The sequence below is a fragment of the Ramlibacter sp. genome (assembly GCF_036676645.1).
In the GTDB taxonomy this organism is placed as follows: Bacteria; Pseudomonadota; Gammaproteobacteria; order Burkholderiales; family Burkholderiaceae_C; genus Ramlibacter.
In genome coordinates, this window is sequence record NZ_JAKFCM010000074.1 from 1 (window position 1) to 18527 (window position 18527).

Sequence of the window (18527 nt, forward strand, 5' to 3'; positions counted from 1 at the left end):
CGCCAGCACCGCCTCCAGCGCCTTCCCCGTGTGCGTCCCCAGCCGCACCACCTCCTCCGGGGGCGCGGCGGCGACCACCTGGCCGCCGGCATGGCCGCCTTCCGGCCCGAGGTCGATGATCCAGTCGGCCTCGGCGATCACGTCGAGATCGTGTTCGATCACCATCACGCTGTGGCCGCCGTCCACCAGCCGGTGCAGCACGCGGATCAGCTTTTCCACGTCGGCCATGTGCAGGCCGACGGTGGGTTCGTCCAGCACGTACAGGGTGTGCGGCGCCTTCTGGCCGCGGCGGGTGATGTCGTCGCGCACCTTGGACAGCTCGGTCACCAGCTTGATGCGCTGCGCCTCGCCGCCCGAGAGCGTGGGCGAAGGCTGGCCCAGCGTAAGGTAACCCAGGCCGACGTCCTTGAGCAGCTGCAGCGGATGGCTCACGTTGGGCATGGAGGCGAAGAACTCGACGGCTTCGTCCACTTCCATCTGCAGCACGTCGCCGATGCTCTTGCCGCGCCAGGTGACGGCCAGCGTCTCCGGGTTGAAGCGCGCGCCGTGGCAGGACTCGCAGGGCACCTTCACGTCGGGCAGGAAGCTCATCGCGATGGTGCGCACGCCCTGGCCCTCGCAGGTGGGGCAGCGGCCTTCGCCGGTGTTGAAGGAGAAGCGGCCCGGCGCGTAGCCGCGCGCCCGGGCCTCCAGCGTGTCGGCGAACAGCTTGCGGATCGTGTCCCAGAAACCGATGTAGGTGGCCGGGCAGGAGCGCGGCGTCTTGCCGATCGGGGTCTGGTCGACTTCGAGCACGCGGTCGATCACCTGATAGCCGTCCAGCGCTTCGCAGCCGGACCACGCCGGATGCTTGCCACGGTCGTCGGCGTCGCGGCCGGCCCGGGTGCTGCGCTGCTGCACGGCGGCCTGCACGTTGTGCAGCAGCACGTCGCGCGCCAGCGTGGACTTGCCGGAACCGGACACGCCGGTGACGGCGACCAGCCGGCGCAGCGGGATGGCGATGTCGATGTCGCGCAGGTTGTGCAGCCGGGCGCCCCGGAGGAGGAGCTGCTCCGGCGCTACGGCGTCGCGCCGCGCCTTCAGCGGATGCCGCATCGCGTGCAGCAGGTAGCGCCCGGTCAGCGAATCCTCGCTGGCCACCAGTTCCTGCGCCGTGCCGTGCGCGATCACGCGCCCGCCGCGCTTGCCCGCGCCCGGGCCGATGTCGATGATGTGGTCGGCCCGGCGGATGGTGTCCTCGTCGTGCTCCACCACCACCAGCGTGTTGCCCTTCTCGCCCAGCTTGTGCAGCGCGTCCAGCAGGATCTGGTTGTCGCGCGCGTGCAGGCCGATGGTGGGCTCGTCCAGCACGTAGCACACGCCCTGCAGGTTGGAGCCGAGCTGCGCCGCCAGCCGGATGCGCTGCGCCTCGCCGCCCGACAGGGTGGGCGCGCCGCGGTCCAGCGTCAGGTAGCCCAGCCCCACTTCCTCCAGGAACTCCAGCCGGCTGCGGATCTCCGGGATCAGGTCGCGCGCGATGCCCTGCTCGCGCTCGCTCAGGCCGCCCGCGCCCTGCAGGCGCTCGACCCAGCGCCGCACCTCGGTGACCGAGAGCGCGGCGATGTCGGCGATGCCGATGCCGTCGAACTTCACCGCACGCGCCTGCGCGTTCAGGCGCGTGCCCTGGCAGGCCGGGCAGCACTCGTCGGTGAGGTCTTCCACCTCGGGCTCGGCGAAGGTCTGCTCGCGGCCCTTGTTGTCGTCCACGCCGAGCACGGTGTCGTCGAAGGCCTTGCGCTGCTCGCGCGTCAGCCGCACGCCGGTGCCCACGCACTCGGGGCACCAGCCGTGCTTGCTGTTGTAGGAGAACAGGCGCGGGTCCAGCTCGGCGTAGCTGGTGCTGCACACCGGGCAGGCGCGCCGGGTGGAGAACACCTCGACCTGGCCGATGTGCCGGTGTTGCGCCTCGCCGTTGGCGAAGGCGTCGCGCAGCCCGTCCAGCGGCGCCAGCAGGTGCAGCACGCCCTTGCCGTGCTCCAGCGCCTCGGCCAGCTTGTCGCGCAGCAATGGCTCGTTCGCGGGCGTCACGTCCAGGTCGCACACCGGCAGTTCGATGGTGTGCTCCTTGAAGCGGTCGATGCGCGGGAAGCCGGTGGTGGGCAGGAAATTGCCGTCCACCCGCAGGTGGGTGTAGCGGCGCGCGCGCGCCCACTCGGCCAGCTCGGTGTAGACGCCCTTGCGGTTGACCACCAGCGGCGCCAGCAGGCCGACGTGCTGGCCGCGGTAGCGCCGCATGATCTGCGCGGCGATGCTGTCGGGCGTCTGCGGGCGCACCTCGGCGCCGTCGTTCACGCAGTGCTGCACGCCCAGCTTGACGTACAGCAGGCGCAGGAAGTGCCAGACCTCGGTGGTGGTGCCCACCGTGGACTTGCGGCCGCCGCGCGACAGGCGCTGCTCGATCGCCACCGTCGGCGGGATGCCGTACACCGCATCCACCTCGGGCCGGCCGGCCGGCTGCACGATGCTGCGCGCATAGGCGTTGAGCGACTCCAGGTAGCGGCGCTGGCCCTCGTTGAACAGGATGTCGAAGGCCAGCGTGGACTTGCCCGAGCCCGACACGCCGGTGATCACGCTGAAGCGGTTGTGCGGGATGTCGACCGACAGGTTCTTCAGGTTGTGCTCGTGGGCGTTGACGATCTGGATGGCCGATGCCGCGGCACCGTCGCGCGCCGCGCGCGGGCCGTTCCCGACCGGCAGGGACTCGGCAACCCCGATCGTCCCGTCGTACTCCCGCAGCGCCCTGGCCGTGTGCGAGGCCGGGTGCTTCTTCACTTCCTCCGGCGGCCCTTCGGCCACCAGCAGGCCGCCGCCCTCGCCGCCTTCCGGGCCCAGGTCCACCAGCCAGTCGGCGGCGCGGATCACGTCCAGGTTGTGCTCGATCACGACCAGCGAGTGGCCGGCCTCCAGCAGCTTGCGCAGCGCGCGCATCAGCTTGGCGATGTCGTCGAAGTGCAGGCCGGTGGTCGGCTCGTCGAACAGGAACAGCGTGCCCTTGCGCGCCAGGCCCTGGCGGCTGTTGCTGGCCGACTTGGCCGCCTCGGCCAGGAAGCCGGCCAGCTTCAGGCGCTGCGACTCGCCGCCCGACAGCGTGGGCACCGGCTGGCCCAGCTTCACGTACTCCAGGCCGACGTCGACGATCGGCTGCAGCGCGCGGATCACGTCGCGGTCGCCGGCGAACAGCGCGGCCGCCTCGCTCACGGTGAGTTCCAGCACGTCGGCCACGTTCAGCCGGCGCAAATGCGTATCCGACCCCGATTTCCGCTCGATGGTGACTTCGAGGATCTCGGGGCGGTAGCGGCGGCCGTCGCAGTCGGGGCAGCGCAGGTAGACGTCGGAGAGGAACTGCATCTCCACGTGCTCGAAGCCGGAGCCGCCGCAGGTGGGGCAGCGGCCGTCGCCGCTGTTGAAGCTGAACTTGGCGGCGGTATAGCTGCGCTGCCGCGCCATCGGCGAGTTGGCGAAGATTTCGCGGATGCAGTCCCAGGCGCCGACGTAGCTGACCGGGTTGGAGCGCGCCGTCTTGCCGATCGGCGACTGGTCGACGAACACCACGTCGCCCAGGTGGTCGGCGCCCAGCAGGCGCTCGTGGTGGCCGGGCGTCTCGGTGGCACGGCCGAAGTGGCGCAGCAGCGCCGGCGCCAGGATGTCCTGCACCAGCGTCGACTTGCCCGAACCGGACACGCCGGTCACGCACACCAGCCGCTGCAGCGGGAACTCCACCGACAGGTTCTTCAGGTTGTGCTCGCAGGCGCCCTCCATCACCAGGCGCGGCGTGGCGTCGGTGACGGCGCGCTTGAAGCCCATGCCGACCTGCTTGCGGCCGCCCAGGTAGGCACCGGTCAGGGTGTCGGCGCGGCGCAGTTCGTCGGTGGGCCCGTCGAACACGATCTGCCCGCCGCGCTCGCCCGGGCCCGGCCCCATGTCGATCATGCGATCGGCGGCCAGCATCACCGCGGGGTCGTGCTCCACCACCACCAGGGTGTTGCCGGCGTCGCGCAGCCGTTTCATCGCTTCGGTGATGCGGCCCATGTCGCGCGGGTGCAGGCCGATGCTGGGCTCGTCGAGCACGAACAGCGTGTTGACCAGCGAGGTGCCGAGCGCCGTGGTCAGGTTGATGCGCTGCACCTCGCCGCCGGAGAGCGTGCGGCTCTGGCGATCCAGCGTGAGATAGCCGATGCCGACGTCGACCAGGTACTTCAGCCGGGTGTTGATCTCCTCGAACAGCAGCTTCAGGGCCTGGTGCTCGCCGGCCGGCGCCCCGCTGTCCGCCTGCGGCTGCAGCCGCGCGAAGAACTTCCGCAGCCGATCGATCGGCAGCAGCATCAGGTCGTGCAGCGACAGCCCCGGCAGCGCCTCCAGCTGCCCGCGGGTCCAGTCCACCCCGACCGGCAGGAAGCGCTGGCCGGGCTCCAGTACCGCGTCGGCATCGTCCTGGCTGCCCAGGCGCCACAGCAGGCTGTCCAGCTTGAGGCGGGCGCCACCGCAGGCCTCGCAGGGCGTGTAGCTGCGGTACTTGGACAGCAGCACCCGGATGTGCATCTTGTAGGCCTTGCTCTCCAGGTACTCGAAGAAGCGCCGCACCCCGTACCACTGCTTGTTCCAGTTGCCCTCCTTGTAGTTGGGCGTGCCGTGGATCACCCAGTGCCGCTGCTCGGGCGTGAGCTTGTACCAGGGCGTGTCGCGCGGGATGCCGGCGCTTTCCGCGTGCCGCATCAGGTCGTCCTGGCACTCCTGCCAGGCCGGTGTCTGCATCGGCTTGATGGCGCCGGCGCGCAGCGTCAGCTTGTCGTTCGGGATCACCAGCCCGTAGTCGACCCCGATCACGCGGCCGAAGCCGCGGCAGGTCTCGCACGCGCCCACCGGCGAGTTGAACGAGAACATCGAGGGGATCGGGTCGGCGTAGCGCAGGTCGCTGTCGGGGCAGTGCAGGCCGGTGGAGAAGCGCCAGACCTCCGCCGGCTCCTCGCCGGCGGTTGCGTACACCGCCATCCGCCCCGCCCCGCGCTTGAGCGCCACCTCGATCGCCTCGATCGCGCGGATCTTCTCCACGCCCTGGATGCGGAAGCGGTCGGCCACCACGTCCAGGACCTTGCGCGGCCCGGTGGGCGTGGCCACTTCGCGCTCGGCCTGCACGCGGGTAAAGCCGCTGGCCGCCAGCCATTGCTCGACCTCTGCGGGCGTCGCGCTCGCCGGCAACTCCACCGGGAACGTCAGGACCAGGCGCGGGTCGAGACCGGCTCCCCCCGAAGCGCTTCGCGCCTCCCCCCTGAGGGGGGCGTCATCGCCTTGGGGCGGCCCGGCGGCGATGACCCGCGTGCGCGCCATCAGTTCCGCATAGACCGTCTCCGGCGTGTCGTGCCGCACCCGCTGGCCGGTCTTGCGGTCGAACAGCTCCGCCGCCCGCGCGAACAGCAGCTTGAGGTGGTCGTTCAACTCGGTCATCGTCCCGACCGTGGAGCGCGACGAGCGCACCGGGTTGGTCTGGTCGATCGCGATTGCCGGCGGCACGCCCTCGACCCGGTCCACCGCGGGCTTGTCCATGCGGTCCAGGAACTGGCGCGCATAGGCGGAGAAGGTCTCCACGTAGCGGCGCTGCCCCTCCGCATAGAGCGTGTCGAACACCAGGCTGGACTTGCCGGAGCCGCTGGGGCCGGTGACCACCGTCAGTTCGCCGGTGCGCAGGTCGAGGTCGAGGTTCTTGAGGTTGTGCTGCCTAGCGCCGCGGATGCGGATCAGACCCTGGGTCATACGGCCGTTCTTTTGCTTGAAGGCCGAACATTCTAGGGATTGCCCCTGCGCAGCGAGACCTGGAGGGGTATCGGGCACCCGCGCGGCAACTCCGTCCCGCGCGGATCCCGGCGCCGGCACGCCCGCCCTGGGCTATGCCTTGACGGCGCTCAGCGAGATGCTCTTGACCCCGAACTTCGCGGAGGCCTTGGCTGCATTGGCCGAGATGAAGCGGTACTCGGGGTTCTCGCGGTAGCGCAGGATGCGCAGTCCGGCGGCCTCGACGGCCGCCACGTACTCGCCGGACTGCATGGCGCCGCCGATGCATGCGGCCCACAAGGTCGCATCGCAGGTAATACCTTCGGGCAACTGCGTCTCGGTCACGATGTCCGCCAGCGCCAGCCGCCCGCCGGGCCGCAGGATGCGGGCAGCTTCCCGGAACACCTCGCGCTTGTCCGGCGCCAGGTTGATGACGCCGTTGCTGATCACCAGGTCGCAGCAGGCCTCGTCGAGCCCCGTGGCCTGGATGTAAGCCTTGCGAAACGACAGCTGCGGCCAGCCGCCGGACGCGGCCAGCCGGCGCGCCTTGGCCAACTGCTCGTCGGTCATGTCGATGCCGATCACCCGGCCGGACGGGCCCACGCGCAGGCCGGCGATGAAGCTGTCCATCCCCGAGCCGCTACCGAGATCCACCACGGCCTGGCCGGCCTTCGCCTCGGCGAGGTCGAAGTAGCAACCCACCCCCGCGAAGGAGCGGATGGCCTCCGCCGGAATGCGGTCCAGCTCGTCCGGCGCATAGCCCAGCCGCTGCGCGAGGGCCCGGCCCATCTCGAAATGGAATTCACCGTCCGGGTCCTCGGCAACGGCGCGGTACATGGCCTTGACCTTCTGCTCGAGCGCGGCGGTGTCGAGGGTGACGATCGTCGTCATGGCAGCTCCTTGGGATGGCAGTGGGTCTGTGCCGAGACGCCGGCGCCACCGGTTCGTCCCACGGGAAAACCCGGGGGCCCCCGGGTGCCGGATGGGCGGAACCGTTTGCGGGCGCCACGCGTCTTGTGGATTCCACAGGGGTGCACATGGCGATCGGCCGGGACGTGTTCGCACGGGAAGTGATGGCTTTGCTGCCCAGGCTGCTGGGCGTGGCACGCCGGCTCACCCGCAATGACGAGGACGCCGAGGACCTGGTGGCGGAAAGCGTCACGCGCGCCTGGCGTGCCCTGCCCACGCTCGAGTGCGATGCGGCCTTGCGCGGCTGGCTGTTCCGGATCCTGCACAACACCTTCATCAGCGAATGCCGCCGGAACCAGGCGCGCCCCGCGACCGAGCCGCTCGACCCGGACGCCGAAGACGACGACGAGCCGCCGTTCTGGCTGTTCGAACGGATGCACCAGCCGTTCCTGCTGTGGTTCAGCCATCCCGAGCAGGCCTTCCTGGACAAGCTCCTGCGGGAAGACATCGAGAACGCCCTGGCCGCGCTGCCGCCCCACCACCGCATGGTCGTGGTGCTGGCCGACGTGGAAGAGCTGGGCTACGCCGAGATTGCGCAGGCGCTGGACGTTCCGCTGGGAACCGTGCGCTCCCGCCTGGCGCGGGGCCGTGCCGCCTTGCAGAAGCTCTTGTGGCGGCAGGCGCAGGACGCCGGACTGGCCGCCGCCGCGGCCGCACGACCGGCAGCGTTCGGGACCGGAGGCGCCCATGACCCAGCATGACCTCGACTGTGAACAGGCCCTGAGCCGGCTGTTCGACTTCCTCGACCACGAGCTCGACGGCGACGAGCGCGACGCCATGCAGCGCCACCTGGCCACCTGCAGGAGTTGCTGGTCGCGGGCCGACTTCGAGCGGCGACTGAAGGCGAAGCTGCGCGAAACACGCCCGCTGGAGCCGGCCGCACGCGCCGTCGGCCGCATCCGCCGGCTGCTCCAGACCTTTTGAGGGCCGGGCGATGGTGGCCATCTTCTCCGACAGGAAGGACTTCATCTTCCGCGCCGTCACCGAGATGTACGGCCAGGTCGCCCAACACCCGGAGCGCACCTTCCACTTCCCGACCGGCCGGCTGGCCTGCCTGTTCGTCGGCTACCCGGCGGCGCAACTGGACCTGCTGCCGGTCGCCGCGGTGGAATCGTTCGCCGGTGTGGGCTATCCGTTCGGTGCCGCCGTCATCGGCGAGCGCGACGTCGTGCTGGACATCGGCTCCGGCTCCGGCACGGACACCCTGCTGGCCAGCACGATGGCGCCGCAGGGCACGGTCCATGCGATCGACATCACGGCGTCCATGCTGCTGAAGCTGCGCCGCAACGCCGCCGAGATGGGCCGCGGCAACGTGGAGGTGCTGGAAGGCAACGCGGAGGCTATCCCCTTGTCACCCGCCAGCGTCGACGTGGTCACCAGCAACGGCGTGCTCAACCTGGTCCCGGACAAGCCCTTGGCCTTCGCGGAAATCGCGCGCGTGCTGCGCCCGGGCGGCCGCCTGCAGGTCTCGGACATCGCGCTGGACAATCCCGCTTCCGACCGGTGCCGCAGCGACCCCAAGCTGTGGGCGGAGTGCGTGGTGGGGGCCGTCACCGAGGCGGACTACCTGCGCCTGCTGCGGGAAGCCGGCCTCGAGGCCGAGGTCATCGGGCGGCAGGACTACTTCAGCGGCAGCGCCAACCCGGACACCCGGCGCGCCGCGAAAGCGCTGGGTGCGCATGCCATCACGCTGCGGGGCCTGCGCATTGCCTGATCCCCAGCGCGACCCGCTGGCCGATCACATGCGCTATTTCGTCGCGCGCGGCGGCACCCTGTACGCCTGCACGCCCGGCGTCACGTCGACCCGGCCCAGACTAGGGCCTGGCCACCCGGCCCTGCCCCGGCGGCAGCTGGGCCACGGCCGGCCACTGCGTCTCGAACCAGCGGTCGCCTTCGAGATACGCACGCAGCATGGGCAGCGAATCGAAGCCCCAGAACAACTTGTCGTCCACCGCGAGGGTGGGCACGCCGAACAGGCCGCGCGCGATGGCGTCCTGGGTGGCCTGTTTCAGCTCGTTCTTCACGTCCTCGCTGCCAGGGTCGCGCGCCGGAGCCAGGTCCTTCTGCAGCGCCTGCAGCCGGCCGGCGTCGGCCGCATCGGCGCCACCGCGCCAGACGTGGCGGAACAGGGTTTCGCACACGAAGCGGTTCGGCCCGCAGGCCAGCGCCAGCCGCAACAGGCCGAGCGGATTGAAGGGGTGCGCCGACGGCATCTGCATCGGGATGCCGTTGGCATGCGCGAGCCAGAGGACCTGCCGGTAGGTCCATTCGCGCTTGCCGGCGATCTCGGCCGGACCCAGCTGGCCATGGTGCTTGAGCAGCCCGGCGAACAGTACCGGCCGGTACTCGACCTGGTAGCTCAGGCCTTCCAGCGCCTGCGGCAGCTGCTCGAAGGCGAGGTAGGCATACGGCGAGATGAAGTCGAGGTAGAAGGTGATGGCTTTCATGGCTTCGGTGCTCCCGCGTCCTGCGGCACCGCGGCGCCGGCCGCGCCGGCGCGTTCACCCAGGCGCGTCCAGACTTCGCGCTTGCCGGCGTCGCTCATCGACGTCCAGCCGGCGATCTCGTCGATCGTGCGCAGGCAGCCGTCGCACAGGCCGCTGCGCGGATCCACGCGGCAGATGCAGATGCAGGGCGAGGGCACCGGCTCGCCGGCGGGCAGCGCGGCGATGTCGCGCAGCTTGCGCCGCACCTGCCTGGCCGCGTACGACGTCACTCGGCCGGCTCCTGCACCACGTCGGCCACGGGCGCGCCGGTCAGGCGCTCCAGGTCCTGCGGCCGCAGCTTGAAGACGCCGTGCGGATGGCCGGCGGCGGCCCAGATCTCCGCGAAGCGGAACAGCTCGCGGTCGATCAGCGTGACCGGCGCGTGCGCATGGCCGACCGGCGACACGCCGCCGATCGAGTAGCCGGTGCGCGCCTTGACGAAGTCGGCGTCGGCGCGGCCGGTCTTGCCGACCAGCGCGTCGACCTTCCTCTCGTCCACCCGCCGGTCGCCCGAGGTGACCACCAGCACCGCCGCATCGTCGGACTTGCGCCGGAAGATGATGCTCTTGGCGATCTGGCCGACCGCGATACCCAGTGCATCGGCCGCCTGCTGCGCCGTGCGCGCGGCTTCGTCCAGCATCACGGGGGCGTGGGGGTGGCCCTGGTCCTGCAGGATGCGGGCGACGCGCTGCACGCCGTCGGGTAATGAACTCAATTCAGCTCCGCACATACGTTCTCGACTGGGCGCTTCGATGGTGTCGTGGCGGGCTCGCTCGGCCCGCCGTCCCGGGCCTGCGAACAGGCGCTGCGCGTGCCCGCACCGCGGGAGATGGATCCCGGCTTTCGCCGGGATGACTGAATCGGAGGCTCACCCGGCCCGCTTGTTGAGGATCGCCGTCGCCGCCCGCGAGTTCGGCTTGCGCTGCAGGAAGTCGCTGATGTACCGGCCCGCATCGACCAGCTGGTCCAGGTCGATGCCGGTCTCTATGCCCAGGCCGTGCAGCATGTAGACCACGTCTTCGGTGGCGACGTTGCCGGTGGCGCCCTTGGCGTACGGGCAGCCGCCCAGGCCGGCGCAGGAGGTGTCGAACTGCCAGACGCCCATTTCCAGGCAGGCCAGGGTGTTGCCCAGCGCCTGGCCGTAGGTGTCGTGGAAATGGCCGGAGACGTCGTCCAGGCCATAGTGCTTCAGCGCCGCTTCCATCGCCGCCTGCACCTTGCGCGGCGTGCCGACGCCGATGGTGTCGGCCACCCCGATGTGCTGCACGCCGATCTGCTTCATCAGCCGCGCCACCAGCTCGACCCGCTCCGGCGCCACCTCGCCCTCGTACGGGCAGCCGACCGCGGTGGAGATGGCGCCGCGCACATGGATGCCCTTGGCGCGCGCCGCCTCGACCACCGGCGCGAAGCGCTCGATGCTCTCGGCGATCGAGCAGTTGATGTTCTTCCGGCTGAAGGCCTCGCTGGCCGCGCCGAACACCACGATCTCGTCGGGGCGGCTGGGCAGCGCCGCCTCGAAGCCCTTCATGTTGGGCGTCAGCACCGAGTAGCGCACGTCGGGCCGGCGCTGGATGCCGGCCATCACCTCGGCCGCGTCGGCCATCTGCGGCACCCACTTGGGCGAGACGAAGCTGGTGACCTCGATCTCCTTCAGGCCGGCGTCCTGCAGGCGGTGGACGAGGCCGATCTTGACCTCGGCGGGCACGTGGCCCTTCTCGTTCTGCAGCCCGTCGCGCGGGCCGACGTCGACGATCTTGACTCGGGATGGCAGTTTCATGGCTTCACTCGCAAATCGGCATCAGTATCCCCGCTCCCGATCGACCACACCCGCCACGGGTTCACCGCGCTCCATCGCCCCGATCTTGCCGGCGATCTGGGCGATGCTCTCCTCGCGCAGCGTGCGCGCCGAGGTGTGCGGCGTCAGCGTGATCTTCGGGTGGCGCCAGAACGGGTGCTCCGGCGGCGGCGGCTCCTCGCGCAGCACGTCGAGGGTGGCGCCGGCCAGCTGCCCCTGTGCCAGCAGCGCCAGCAGGTCCTGCTCGACCAGGTGGCCGCCGCGCGCCACGTTGACCAGGTAGCCCCCGGGCATCAGCCGCCCGAGCGTGTCGCGGTTCAGGATGTCGGCGGTATCGGGCGTCAGCGGCAGCAGGCAGACCAGGATGCGGCTGGCGGCCAGGAAGGCATCCAGCTGTCCGCGGCCGGCGAAGCAGCGCACGCCCGCCAGCGCCTTCGGCGATCGGCTCCAGCCGTTGAGCGGAAAGTCGAAGCCCTGCAGTGCCCGCGCCACCCGCGTGCCGAGCACGCCCAGGCCCATGACGCCCACCGGCCATTCCCCGCGCAGGCGCGGCCGGCGGAACGACCACTTGCCGGCGCGCACGTCGGCCTCGTAGCCGTCGAGCTCGCGGAAGTGGCGGATGACGGCGTGGCAGACGAACTCGGCCATCTGCACCGACATGCCGGCATCGTCCAGCCGCACCAGCTGCGTGGCCGCGGGCAGGCGCAGCGGCATCAGCGCATCGACGCCGGCGCCCATGTTGAACAGGGCCTTGAGCCGGGGCTGCTCGTCGAGCAGCTGCTGGGGCGGGGCCCAGACCACCGCGTAGTCGGCCGGCGGCGCGCCGGGCACCCATTCGGCCACCTCGGCCTGCGGCAAGGCGGCCTCCAGGCCTTCGAGCCAGGGGGCCGGCTTGTGGCCGGCCGCATGGAACAGGATTCGCATCCGGCTATTGTCGGCGCCCCGCCTCAGGTCGCGTCCAGGCGCAGCAGTTCGGCGCCCTCGTCCACCGGGTCGCCGGGCGCGTACAGCAGTTCGGCCACGGTGCCGTCGGCCGGTGCGGCGATGGTGTGCTCCATCTTCATCGCTTCCAGCACGGCCAGCGGCTGGCCCTTCTTCACCGCATCGCCCGCCTTGACCGCGAAGGACACCACCTTGCCGGGCATGGGTGCCGTCAGCCGGCCGCCCTCGGTCTCCCCTTCGCCGGCGTGCGCCAGCGGGTCCATGGCGACGATCCGGGTGGCGCCGGCGGGCGTGAAGACGTGGTCGGTCTCGCCCTGCGCGTAGACCTGCACCGGGGTGCGCTGGCCGGCGAACTGCAGGTCGATGGCGCCGTCGGCGCCTGCACTGAATTGCAGCGGGCCGGCCAGGCCGTCGGCCGTCAGGTGCAGGGAGCCGTCGCGCCGGTAGACCAGCTCGGCCCCGCGCGGCTCGCCGCCGAACTCGAAGGCAAAGCGCCGGCTGGCTTCCCCGTACGCACGCCAGCCGTCGCGGCGGCTGAAGGGATCGGCGCCCTCGGCAGCCCGTTCGCGCAGCAGCGTGCTGGCCACGGCCGCCGCGGCCGCGACGGCGAAGCCGATCGGCTCCTGGCCGAACAGCGCCGCCTGCTCGCGCGGGATCAGCGCGGTGTCCAGGTCGGCCTGCGAGAAGGACCGGCTGCGGACCACCCGGCGCAGGAACTGCACGTTGGTGGCCAGGCCGACGATGTGCGTGCGCGACAGCGCCTCGTCCAGCCGCGCCAGGGCCTGCTCGCGCGTGTCGCCGTGCACGATCAGCTTGGCGATCATGGAGTCGTAGAAGGGAGTGATGGCATCGTCTTCGCGCACCCCGCCGTCGATGCGCGGCCGGCCCTGCGCGGCCGGCGTGAAGGCCACGCAGTCCGGCGTCCGGTACACCACCAGCTGGCCGGTGGCCGGCAGGAAGTTGTTCTCCGGGTTCTCGGCGCAGATGCGCGCCTCGATCGCGTGGCCGTGCATCCGCAGCCCGTCCTGCTTCAGCGGCAGCGGCTCGCCGGCGGCCACGCGCAACTGCCACTCGACCAGGTCCAGGCCGGTGATCGCCTCGGTCACCGGGTGCTCGACCTGCAGGCGGGTGTTCATCTCCATGAAGAAGAAGTCCATTTCGCCGCCGGGCCGCTGCTCGACGATGAACTCCACGGTTCCCGCGCCGACGTAGCCGACCGCACGGGCGGCGGCGACCGCGGCTTCGCCCATGCGCTGGCGCAGCTGCGGCGTCATGCCCGGGGCGGGCGCTTCCTCCAGCACCTTCTGGTGGCGGCGCTGCACCGAGCAGTCGCGCTCGAACAGCCAGACCAGGTTGCCCTGGGTGTCGCCGAACACCTGGATCTCGATGTGCCGCGGCCGCTGCACGTACTTCTCGATCAGCACGGCGTCGTCGCCGAAGCTGTTGCGCGCCTCGCGCTGGCAGGACGCCAGCGCCGCGTCGAAGTCCTCGGCCTTGTCGACCGCGCGCATGCCCTTGCCGCCGCCGCCCGCGCTGGCCTTGATCAGCACCGGGTAGCCGATGCGCGCCGCCTCGCGCCGCAGCAGGGCCGGATCCTGGTCGGCGCCGTGGTAGCCGGGCACCAGCGGCACGCCGGCCTGCTCCATCAGCCGCTTGGATTCGGCCTTCAGGCCCATCGCCTGGATCGCGGACGCGGGCGGGCCGATGAACACCAGCCCGGCCTCGGCGCAGGCGCGCGCGAAGTCCTCGTTCTCGCTGAGGAAGCCGTAGCCCGGGTGGATGGCCTGCGCGCCGGTGGCACGGGCCGCCTCGAGGATGCGCTCCCAGCGCAGGTAGCTGTCCTTGGGTGCGGCGGCGCCGATGGCGACCGCCTCGTCGCAGGCCGCGACGTGCTTGGCGTGGGCGTCGGCTTCGGAATACACCGCCACCGTCTTCACGCCCAGGCGGCGCGCGGTGGCGGCCACGCGGCAGGCAATCTCGCCGCGGTTGGCAATCAGGATCTTCTTGAACATTGCTTCCTCTTCAACTCTCCACCATGCATCGAAGCGCGCGCGACGCACGCAAGCGCACGGCCAAACCAAGTGCCACCGCGGATCCGGCTCCGCCGGTCCGCTGGTGGCGCCCCCTCGGGGGGGAGGCGCCGAAGGCGCTTCGGGGGTGGGTCATTTCGGCAGGCGGCGTCCGGCGAAAAAGTCACGCAACTCCCGCACCGCCGCCTGCAGGAACTTCACAAGCACCACCAGCAGCACGATGGCGGCGACCACGCTGGCGACCAGTACCACGGTGAAGATCGCGGGGTGGGTGGCCGACAGCCACAACAGGAACAGCACCCAGCCGTCCTCGAACAGCGACACGGCCACGTTGGAGAACGGCTCGGGCGACGTGTTGACCGCGGCGCGCGCGGTCATCTTGGTGGCATGGCTGGTGGCCGCCAGCCCGCCGCCGACCAGCGCGGCGATCCAGGCCATGGCGGTGCTGTCGGCGCCCAACGCCCCCGCCGCCAGCGCCGCGCCGGCCGGAATGCGGATCAGCGTGTGGGCCGCGTCCCAGACCGAGTCCACGTAGGGGATCTTGTCGGCGAAGAACTCCACGAACAGCATGAAGCCGCTGGCACCCAGCACCGCCGGGTGCTCGAGCACGTGCAGGCCGGCGGGCAGCTCGACCCAGCCCATGAAGCCGGCCAGGCCGGTGAAGAACACCGCCGCGTACAGCCGGAACCCGCTGGCGAAGCCCAGCGCCGCCGCCAGCGCCAGGAACTGCGGCGGATCGATGAGGGCGGGCAGGGAGTCCATCGGAAACCATCATGGGGTGCACGTCCGTCGCGCTCACCCCGGCGGCAGCAGCCAGTTGGGCTTGCGCTTTTCCAGGAACGAGCGCACGCCTTCGCGGCCCTCCTCGCTGGAGCGGATGTCCGCAATGCCCTCGACCGTGCGGCGGATCAGGCCGGCGCCGATCTCGCGGCCGGCCACGTCGTGCACCAGCTGCTTGCCGGCCTTGACCGCTTCCGGGCCGGCGCTGACCAGTGCGCGCGCGATCTCGGCCACCTTGGCGTCGAGCTGCGCCGCCGGCACCACCTCGTGCACGAAGCCGATGCGGTGCGCCTCGGCCGCCGAGAAGCGTTCGGCCGTGAGGAACCAGCGGTGCGCCGCGCGCGCGCCCATGGCGCGGATCACGTAGGGGCTGATGGTGGCGGGGATCAGGCCCAGCTTCACTTCGCTGAGGCAGAACTGCACGGGATCGGCCGCCACCGCGATGTCGCAGGCACTGACGAGCCCCATGCCGCCGGCGTAGGTGTCGCCATGCACGCGCGCCACGGTCGGCTTGGGCAGGCGGTAGAGGACTTCCAGCATGCGGGCCAGTCCGCCGGCGTCCTCCAGGTTCTGCTCGCGCGTGTAGCCGGCCACCCGCTTCATCCAGTTGAGGTCGGCGCCGGCGCAGAAGGCCGGGCCGTTGCCGGCCAGCACCACGCAGCGCACCTCGGGGCGCTGCCCGAGCTCGTGCAGCACCGCGGTCAGTTCCGTGATGACCTCGTCGTTGAAGGCATTGCGGACCTCGGGACGGTTCAGCGTCACGGTCGAGACGCCGGCCTCGTAGCGCAGTTCCAGGTTCTTCATCGTCGCTCCACGTTTTCAGTAGCGCTTGGCCACTTCTTCCAACATCTGCAGGGCGCGTCCTTCAGCCGCTGGACGGCAGCACGCCGGCATCGAGGCTGCGGCGCTCTGCAACGTCCACGCGCCGCCCATGCGCCTACATCCGGAACACGCCGAACTTCGGCTCGCCGATCGGCGCGTTGAACGCGGCCGACAGGCCCAGCGCCAGCACGCGGCGGGTGTCGGCCGGGTCGATCACGCCATCGTCCCACAGGCGGGCGGTGGCGTAGTAGGGGTGGCCCTGGAATTCGTACTGCTCGCGGATGGGCGCACGGAAGGCCTCTTCCTCGTCGGCGCTCCAGTGGCCGCCGCGCGACTCGATGCCGTCGCGCTTGACGGTGGCCAGCACGCTGGCGGCCTGCTCGCCGCCCATGACGGAGATGCGCGCGTTCGGCCAGATCCACAGGAAGCGCGGCGAGTAGGCGCGCCCGCACATGCCGTAGTTGCCGGCGCCGAAGCTGCCGCCGATGATCACCGTGAACTTGGGCACGCTGGCGGTCGCCACCGCGGTCACCATCTTGGCGCCGTGCCGGGCGATGCCCTCGTTCTCGTACTTGCGCCCGACCATGAAGCCGGTGATGTTCTGCAGGAACACCAGCGGCACCTTGCGCTGGCAGCACAGCTCGATGAAATGGGCGGCCTTCTGCGCGCTCTCGGAGAACAGGATGCCGTTGTTGGCGACGATGCCCACCGGCATGCCCTCGATGTGGGCGAAGCCGCACACCAGCGTGGTGCCGTAGCGCGCCTTGAACTCGTGGAACTCGGAGCCGTCGACGATGCGGGCGATGATCTCGCGCACGTCGTAGGGCTTGCGCGTGTCGCTGGGCACCACGCCGTGCAGTTCCTTTGGGTCGTACCTGGGCGGGCGCGGCTCGCGCGTTTGCGGCGGCAACGCCTTGTCGCGAGGCAGCGTGCCCACCACCTGGCGCGCCAGCGACAGCGCGTGCAGGTCGTCGTGGGCCAGGTGGTCGGCCACCCCGGACAGGCGCGTGTGCACGTCGCCGCCGCCCAGGTCCTCGGCCGAGACCACCTCGCCGATCGCGGCCTTCACCAGCGGCGGGCCGCCCAGGAAGATGGTGCCCTGGTTCTTCACGATGATGGCCTCGTCGCTCATGGCCGGCACGTAGGCGCCGCCGGCCGTGCACGAGCCCATCACCACGGCGATCTGCGCGATGCCCTGGGCCGACAGGTTGGCCTGGTTGTAGAAGATGCGGCCGAAGTGCTCGCGGTCGGGGAACACCTCGTCCTGGTTGGGCAGGTTGGCGCCGCCCGAGTCGACCAGGTAGATGCAGGGCAGCCGGTTCTGCTGCGCGATCTCCTGCGCGCGCAGGTGCTTCTTCACCGTCATCGGGTAGTAGGTGCCGCCCTTGACGGTGGCGTCGTTGCAGACGATCACCACCTCGCGGCCGCCCACCCGGCCGATGCCGGTGATCACGCCGGCGCTGGGGGCGGCTTCGTCGTACATGCCGTGCGCCGCCATCGGCGACAGCTCGAGGAAGGGCGTGCCGGGATCCAGCAGCATCTGCACCCGGTCGCGCGGCAGCAGCTTGCCGCGGGCGGTGTGCTTCGCGCGCGCGGCTTCGCCGCCGCCCAGGGCGTGCCGCCCGACCTGGGCCTGCAGGTCGGCCACCAGCTCGCGCATGGCTTGCGCATTGGCCTGGAACTCGGCGGAACGGGAATTGAGTTGGGTCTCCAGAACGGGCATGTGTCTCTCGCGTGGTCAGCCGCAGCTGGCCGGGAGGCTACGCCAGCGCGCCGCCGCCCGCCTGCCGCGTGGGTTGCAAATCGTGCCACACTCCCGGCATGCCAGCCGCTGCCGGCCAGGCGTCGGGCCAGGCCCCCGCCGCCGTCACGCCGATCGCCTTTGCCCGAGCCATCGCCGCCGCCTACCGGCGTTACGGGCAGGCGCCGGACGGGGCCCTGCAGGCGGCACAGATCGCGCCAGCGCAGCTGTGCGAGCCGAACGGCCGGATGACGTCCCGCCAGATGGAGCTGCTGTCGGCCGCCGCCATGCAGGAACTGGACGACGAGGGCCTGGGCGCGTTCAGCCGCAAGCTGCCCTGGGGCAGCTACGGCATGCTGGCGCGCGCTTCGCTCACCGCACCCGACCTGGGCGTGGCCCTGAGCCGCTGGTGCCGCCACCATGGCCTGCTGGTCCCCGACGTCCGGCTCGCGCTGGCCGCCGGCGGCGACCTCGCCACGATCAGCCTGCACGAGACGCGGCCGCTGCCGGCCGCCGCGCGCGAACTGTCGATCGCCTTCATCCTGCGCAACGTGCACGGGCTGGCCTGCTGGTTCGTCGATTCGCGCATCCCGCTGCAGGGGGCGAGCTTTCCGTTCGCCGCGCCGGCGCATGCCGATGCCTACTCGCACATGTTCCCCGGCGGGGCGCTGTCCTTCGGCGACGGCGGCGCGCCGGCCGCCATCCGCTTCGACGCCCGCTACCTGTCGCTGCCGCTGCGCCGCGACGAGAAGGCGCTGTCGCTGATGCTGCGCCAGCGCGCGCTCAGCCTCACGGTGCTGCAGTACCGGCGCGACCGGCTGCTGGTGCCGCAGGTGCGCCAGGCGCTGGCCGCCCAGCCCGGGCGCAGCCACAGCGCCGAGGCGGTGGCCGAGCTGCTGCACGTGTCGGCGCGCACCCTGCACCGGCAGCTGAAGGTCGAAGGGGCCAGCCTGCAGCAGCTGAAGGACGAGGTGCGTTTCGAGCGGGCGCGCGACCTGCTGTTGCGCACCGCGCGCCCGCTCAAGCAGGTGGCCGCGGCAGCGGGCTTTCGCAACGAGAAGAGCTTCGCGCGCGCCTTCAAGGCCCGCATGGGCGTGGCACCGGGCGAGTTCCGCGCCGGCGGCAGCGCCTGACGCCGGCGTCGAGGGCCTCGCTCC

General features: G+C 71.2%; 15 protein-coding genes. 4 read left to right on the forward strand and 11 right to left on the reverse strand.

Annotation, left to right across the window (positions count from 1 at the left end; genetic code table 11):
* Nucleotides 1-5787 (reverse strand): excinuclease ABC subunit UvrA (gene uvrA, locus V6M57_RS11025; RefSeq protein ID WP_332815041.1); only part of this gene is annotated, 5787 nt, incomplete at its 3' end.
* Between the two features lie 132 nt (nucleotides 5788-5919).
* Entirely contained in the window at nucleotides 5920-6696 is a 777-nt protein-coding gene (locus V6M57_RS11030) for a methyltransferase domain-containing protein (protein ID WP_332815042.1), read from the reverse strand.
* Nucleotides 6697-6842: 146 nt separating this feature from the next.
* On the opposite strand from V6M57_RS11030, the gene V6M57_RS11035 reads away from it, so the two are divergent.
* From V6M57_RS11035 to V6M57_RS11045, 3 genes are read left to right on the forward strand one after another with little or no spacing between them, the layout of a single operon-like run.
* On the forward strand, nucleotides 6843-7475 hold the full coding sequence (locus tag V6M57_RS11035; protein ID WP_332815043.1) for a sigma-70 family RNA polymerase sigma factor: 633 nt from the start codon (nucleotides 6843-6845) through the stop codon (nucleotides 7473-7475).
* Nucleotides 7462-7698, forward strand: a complete 237-nt coding sequence (locus V6M57_RS11040) for a zf-HC2 domain-containing protein (RefSeq protein WP_332815044.1) — start codon at nucleotides 7462-7464, stop codon at nucleotides 7696-7698. The genes V6M57_RS11035 and V6M57_RS11040 overlap by 14 nt, the downstream gene beginning before the upstream one ends.
* A 10-nt stretch (nucleotides 7699-7708) precedes the next feature.
* Nucleotides 7709-8488, forward strand: coding sequence for a methyltransferase domain-containing protein (locus tag V6M57_RS11045; RefSeq protein WP_332815045.1), 780 nt, complete (start codon nucleotides 7709-7711; stop codon nucleotides 8486-8488).
* Nucleotides 8489-8588: 100 nt separating this feature from the next.
* Here V6M57_RS11045 and V6M57_RS11050 read toward each other — a convergent pair whose 3' ends face one another.
* The 9 genes from V6M57_RS11050 to V6M57_RS11090 form a co-directional block, all read right to left on the reverse strand.
* The gene (locus V6M57_RS11050) at nucleotides 8589-9221 is read right to left on the reverse strand and encodes a 2-hydroxychromene-2-carboxylate isomerase (protein WP_332815046.1); all 633 of its coding nucleotides are present in this window, start codon (nucleotides 9219-9221) and stop codon (nucleotides 8589-8591) included.
* Nucleotides 9218-9490, reverse strand: a complete 273-nt coding sequence (locus V6M57_RS11055) for a DUF1289 domain-containing protein (protein ID WP_442968817.1) — start codon at nucleotides 9488-9490, stop codon at nucleotides 9218-9220. Before V6M57_RS11055 ends, V6M57_RS11050 begins: the two co-directional genes overlap by 4 nt.
* Nucleotides 9487-9990 carry a YbaK/EbsC family protein gene (locus tag V6M57_RS11060; protein WP_332815047.1) on the reverse strand — a complete coding sequence of 168 codons (504 nt, stop codon included), beginning with the start codon at nucleotides 9988-9990 and terminating at the stop codon, nucleotides 9487-9489. Before V6M57_RS11060 ends, V6M57_RS11055 begins: the two co-directional genes overlap by 4 nt.
* Nucleotides 9991-10128: 138 nt before the next feature.
* Nucleotides 10129-11037: a hydroxymethylglutaryl-CoA lyase gene (locus tag V6M57_RS11065; protein WP_332815048.1), complete on the reverse strand. Its 909-nt coding sequence runs from the start codon at nucleotides 11035-11037 to the stop codon at nucleotides 10129-10131.
* 21 nt (nucleotides 11038-11058) lie between these two features.
* The gene (locus V6M57_RS11070; protein ID WP_332815049.1) at nucleotides 11059-11979 is read right to left on the reverse strand and encodes a 2-hydroxyacid dehydrogenase; all 921 of its coding nucleotides are present in this window, start codon (nucleotides 11977-11979) and stop codon (nucleotides 11059-11061) included.
* Nucleotides 11980-12002: 23 nt separating this feature from the next.
* Nucleotides 12003-14009 carry an acetyl/propionyl/methylcrotonyl-CoA carboxylase subunit alpha gene (locus V6M57_RS11075; protein WP_332815050.1) on the reverse strand — a complete coding sequence of 669 codons (2007 nt, stop codon included), beginning with the start codon at nucleotides 14007-14009 and terminating at the stop codon, nucleotides 12003-12005.
* A gap of 150 nt (nucleotides 14010-14159) precedes the next feature.
* Nucleotides 14160-14789, reverse strand: coding sequence for a DUF4126 domain-containing protein (locus V6M57_RS11080; RefSeq protein WP_332815051.1), 630 nt, complete (start codon nucleotides 14787-14789; stop codon nucleotides 14160-14162).
* Between the two features lie 33 nt (nucleotides 14790-14822).
* Entirely contained in the window at nucleotides 14823-15611 is a 789-nt protein-coding gene (locus tag V6M57_RS11085; RefSeq protein ID WP_332815052.1) for an enoyl-CoA hydratase/isomerase family protein, read from the reverse strand.
* 133 nt (nucleotides 15612-15744) lie between these two features.
* Entirely contained in the window at nucleotides 15745-17352 is a 1608-nt protein-coding gene (locus tag V6M57_RS11090; protein ID WP_332815053.1) for a carboxyl transferase domain-containing protein, read from the reverse strand.
* A 98-nt stretch (nucleotides 17353-17450) separates the two neighbouring features.
* On the opposite strand from V6M57_RS11090, the gene V6M57_RS11095 reads away from it, so the two are divergent.
* Nucleotides 17451-18503, forward strand: coding sequence for an AraC family transcriptional regulator (locus V6M57_RS11095; protein WP_332815054.1), 1053 nt, complete (start codon nucleotides 17451-17453; stop codon nucleotides 18501-18503).
* Nucleotides 18504-18527 lie beyond the last annotated feature (24 nt).

Coding starts and splice junctions, on each gene's coding strand:
- V6M57_RS11050 (WP_332815046.1), bottom strand. CDS start 9,221: ATGAAAGCCATCACCTTCTACCTCGACTTCATCTCGCCGTATGCCTAC.
- V6M57_RS11075 (WP_332815050.1), bottom strand. CDS start 14,009: ATGTTCAAGAAGATCCTGATTGCCAACCGCGGCGAGATTGCCTGCCGC.
- V6M57_RS11085 (WP_332815052.1), bottom strand. CDS start 15,611: ATGAAGAACCTGGAACTGCGCTACGAGGCCGGCGTCTCGACCGTGACG.
- V6M57_RS11065 (WP_332815048.1), bottom strand. CDS start 11,037: ATGAAACTGCCATCCCGAGTCAAGATCGTCGACGTCGGCCCGCGCGAC.
- V6M57_RS11070 (WP_332815049.1), bottom strand. CDS start 11,979: ATGCGAATCCTGTTCCATGCGGCCGGCCACAAGCCGGCCCCCTGGCTC.
- V6M57_RS11090 (WP_332815053.1), bottom strand. CDS start 17,352: ATGCCCGTTCTGGAGACCCAACTCAATTCCCGTTCCGCCGAGTTCCAG.
- V6M57_RS11040 (WP_332815044.1), top strand. CDS start 7,462: ATGACCCAGCATGACCTCGACTGTGAACAGGCCCTGAGCCGGCTGTTC.
- V6M57_RS11035 (WP_332815043.1), top strand. CDS start 6,843: ATGGCGATCGGCCGGGACGTGTTCGCACGGGAAGTGATGGCTTTGCTG.
- V6M57_RS11095 (WP_332815054.1), top strand. CDS start 17,451: ATGCCAGCCGCTGCCGGCCAGGCGTCGGGCCAGGCCCCCGCCGCCGTC.
- V6M57_RS11060 (WP_332815047.1), bottom strand. CDS start 9,990: ATGTGCGGAGCTGAATTGAGTTCATTACCCGACGGCGTGCAGCGCGTC.
- V6M57_RS11030 (WP_332815042.1), bottom strand. CDS start 6,696: ATGACGACGATCGTCACCCTCGACACCGCCGCGCTCGAGCAGAAGGTC.
- V6M57_RS11080 (WP_332815051.1), bottom strand. CDS start 14,789: ATGGACTCCCTGCCCGCCCTCATCGATCCGCCGCAGTTCCTGGCGCTG.
- V6M57_RS11045 (WP_332815045.1), top strand. CDS start 7,709: ATGGTGGCCATCTTCTCCGACAGGAAGGACTTCATCTTCCGCGCCGTC.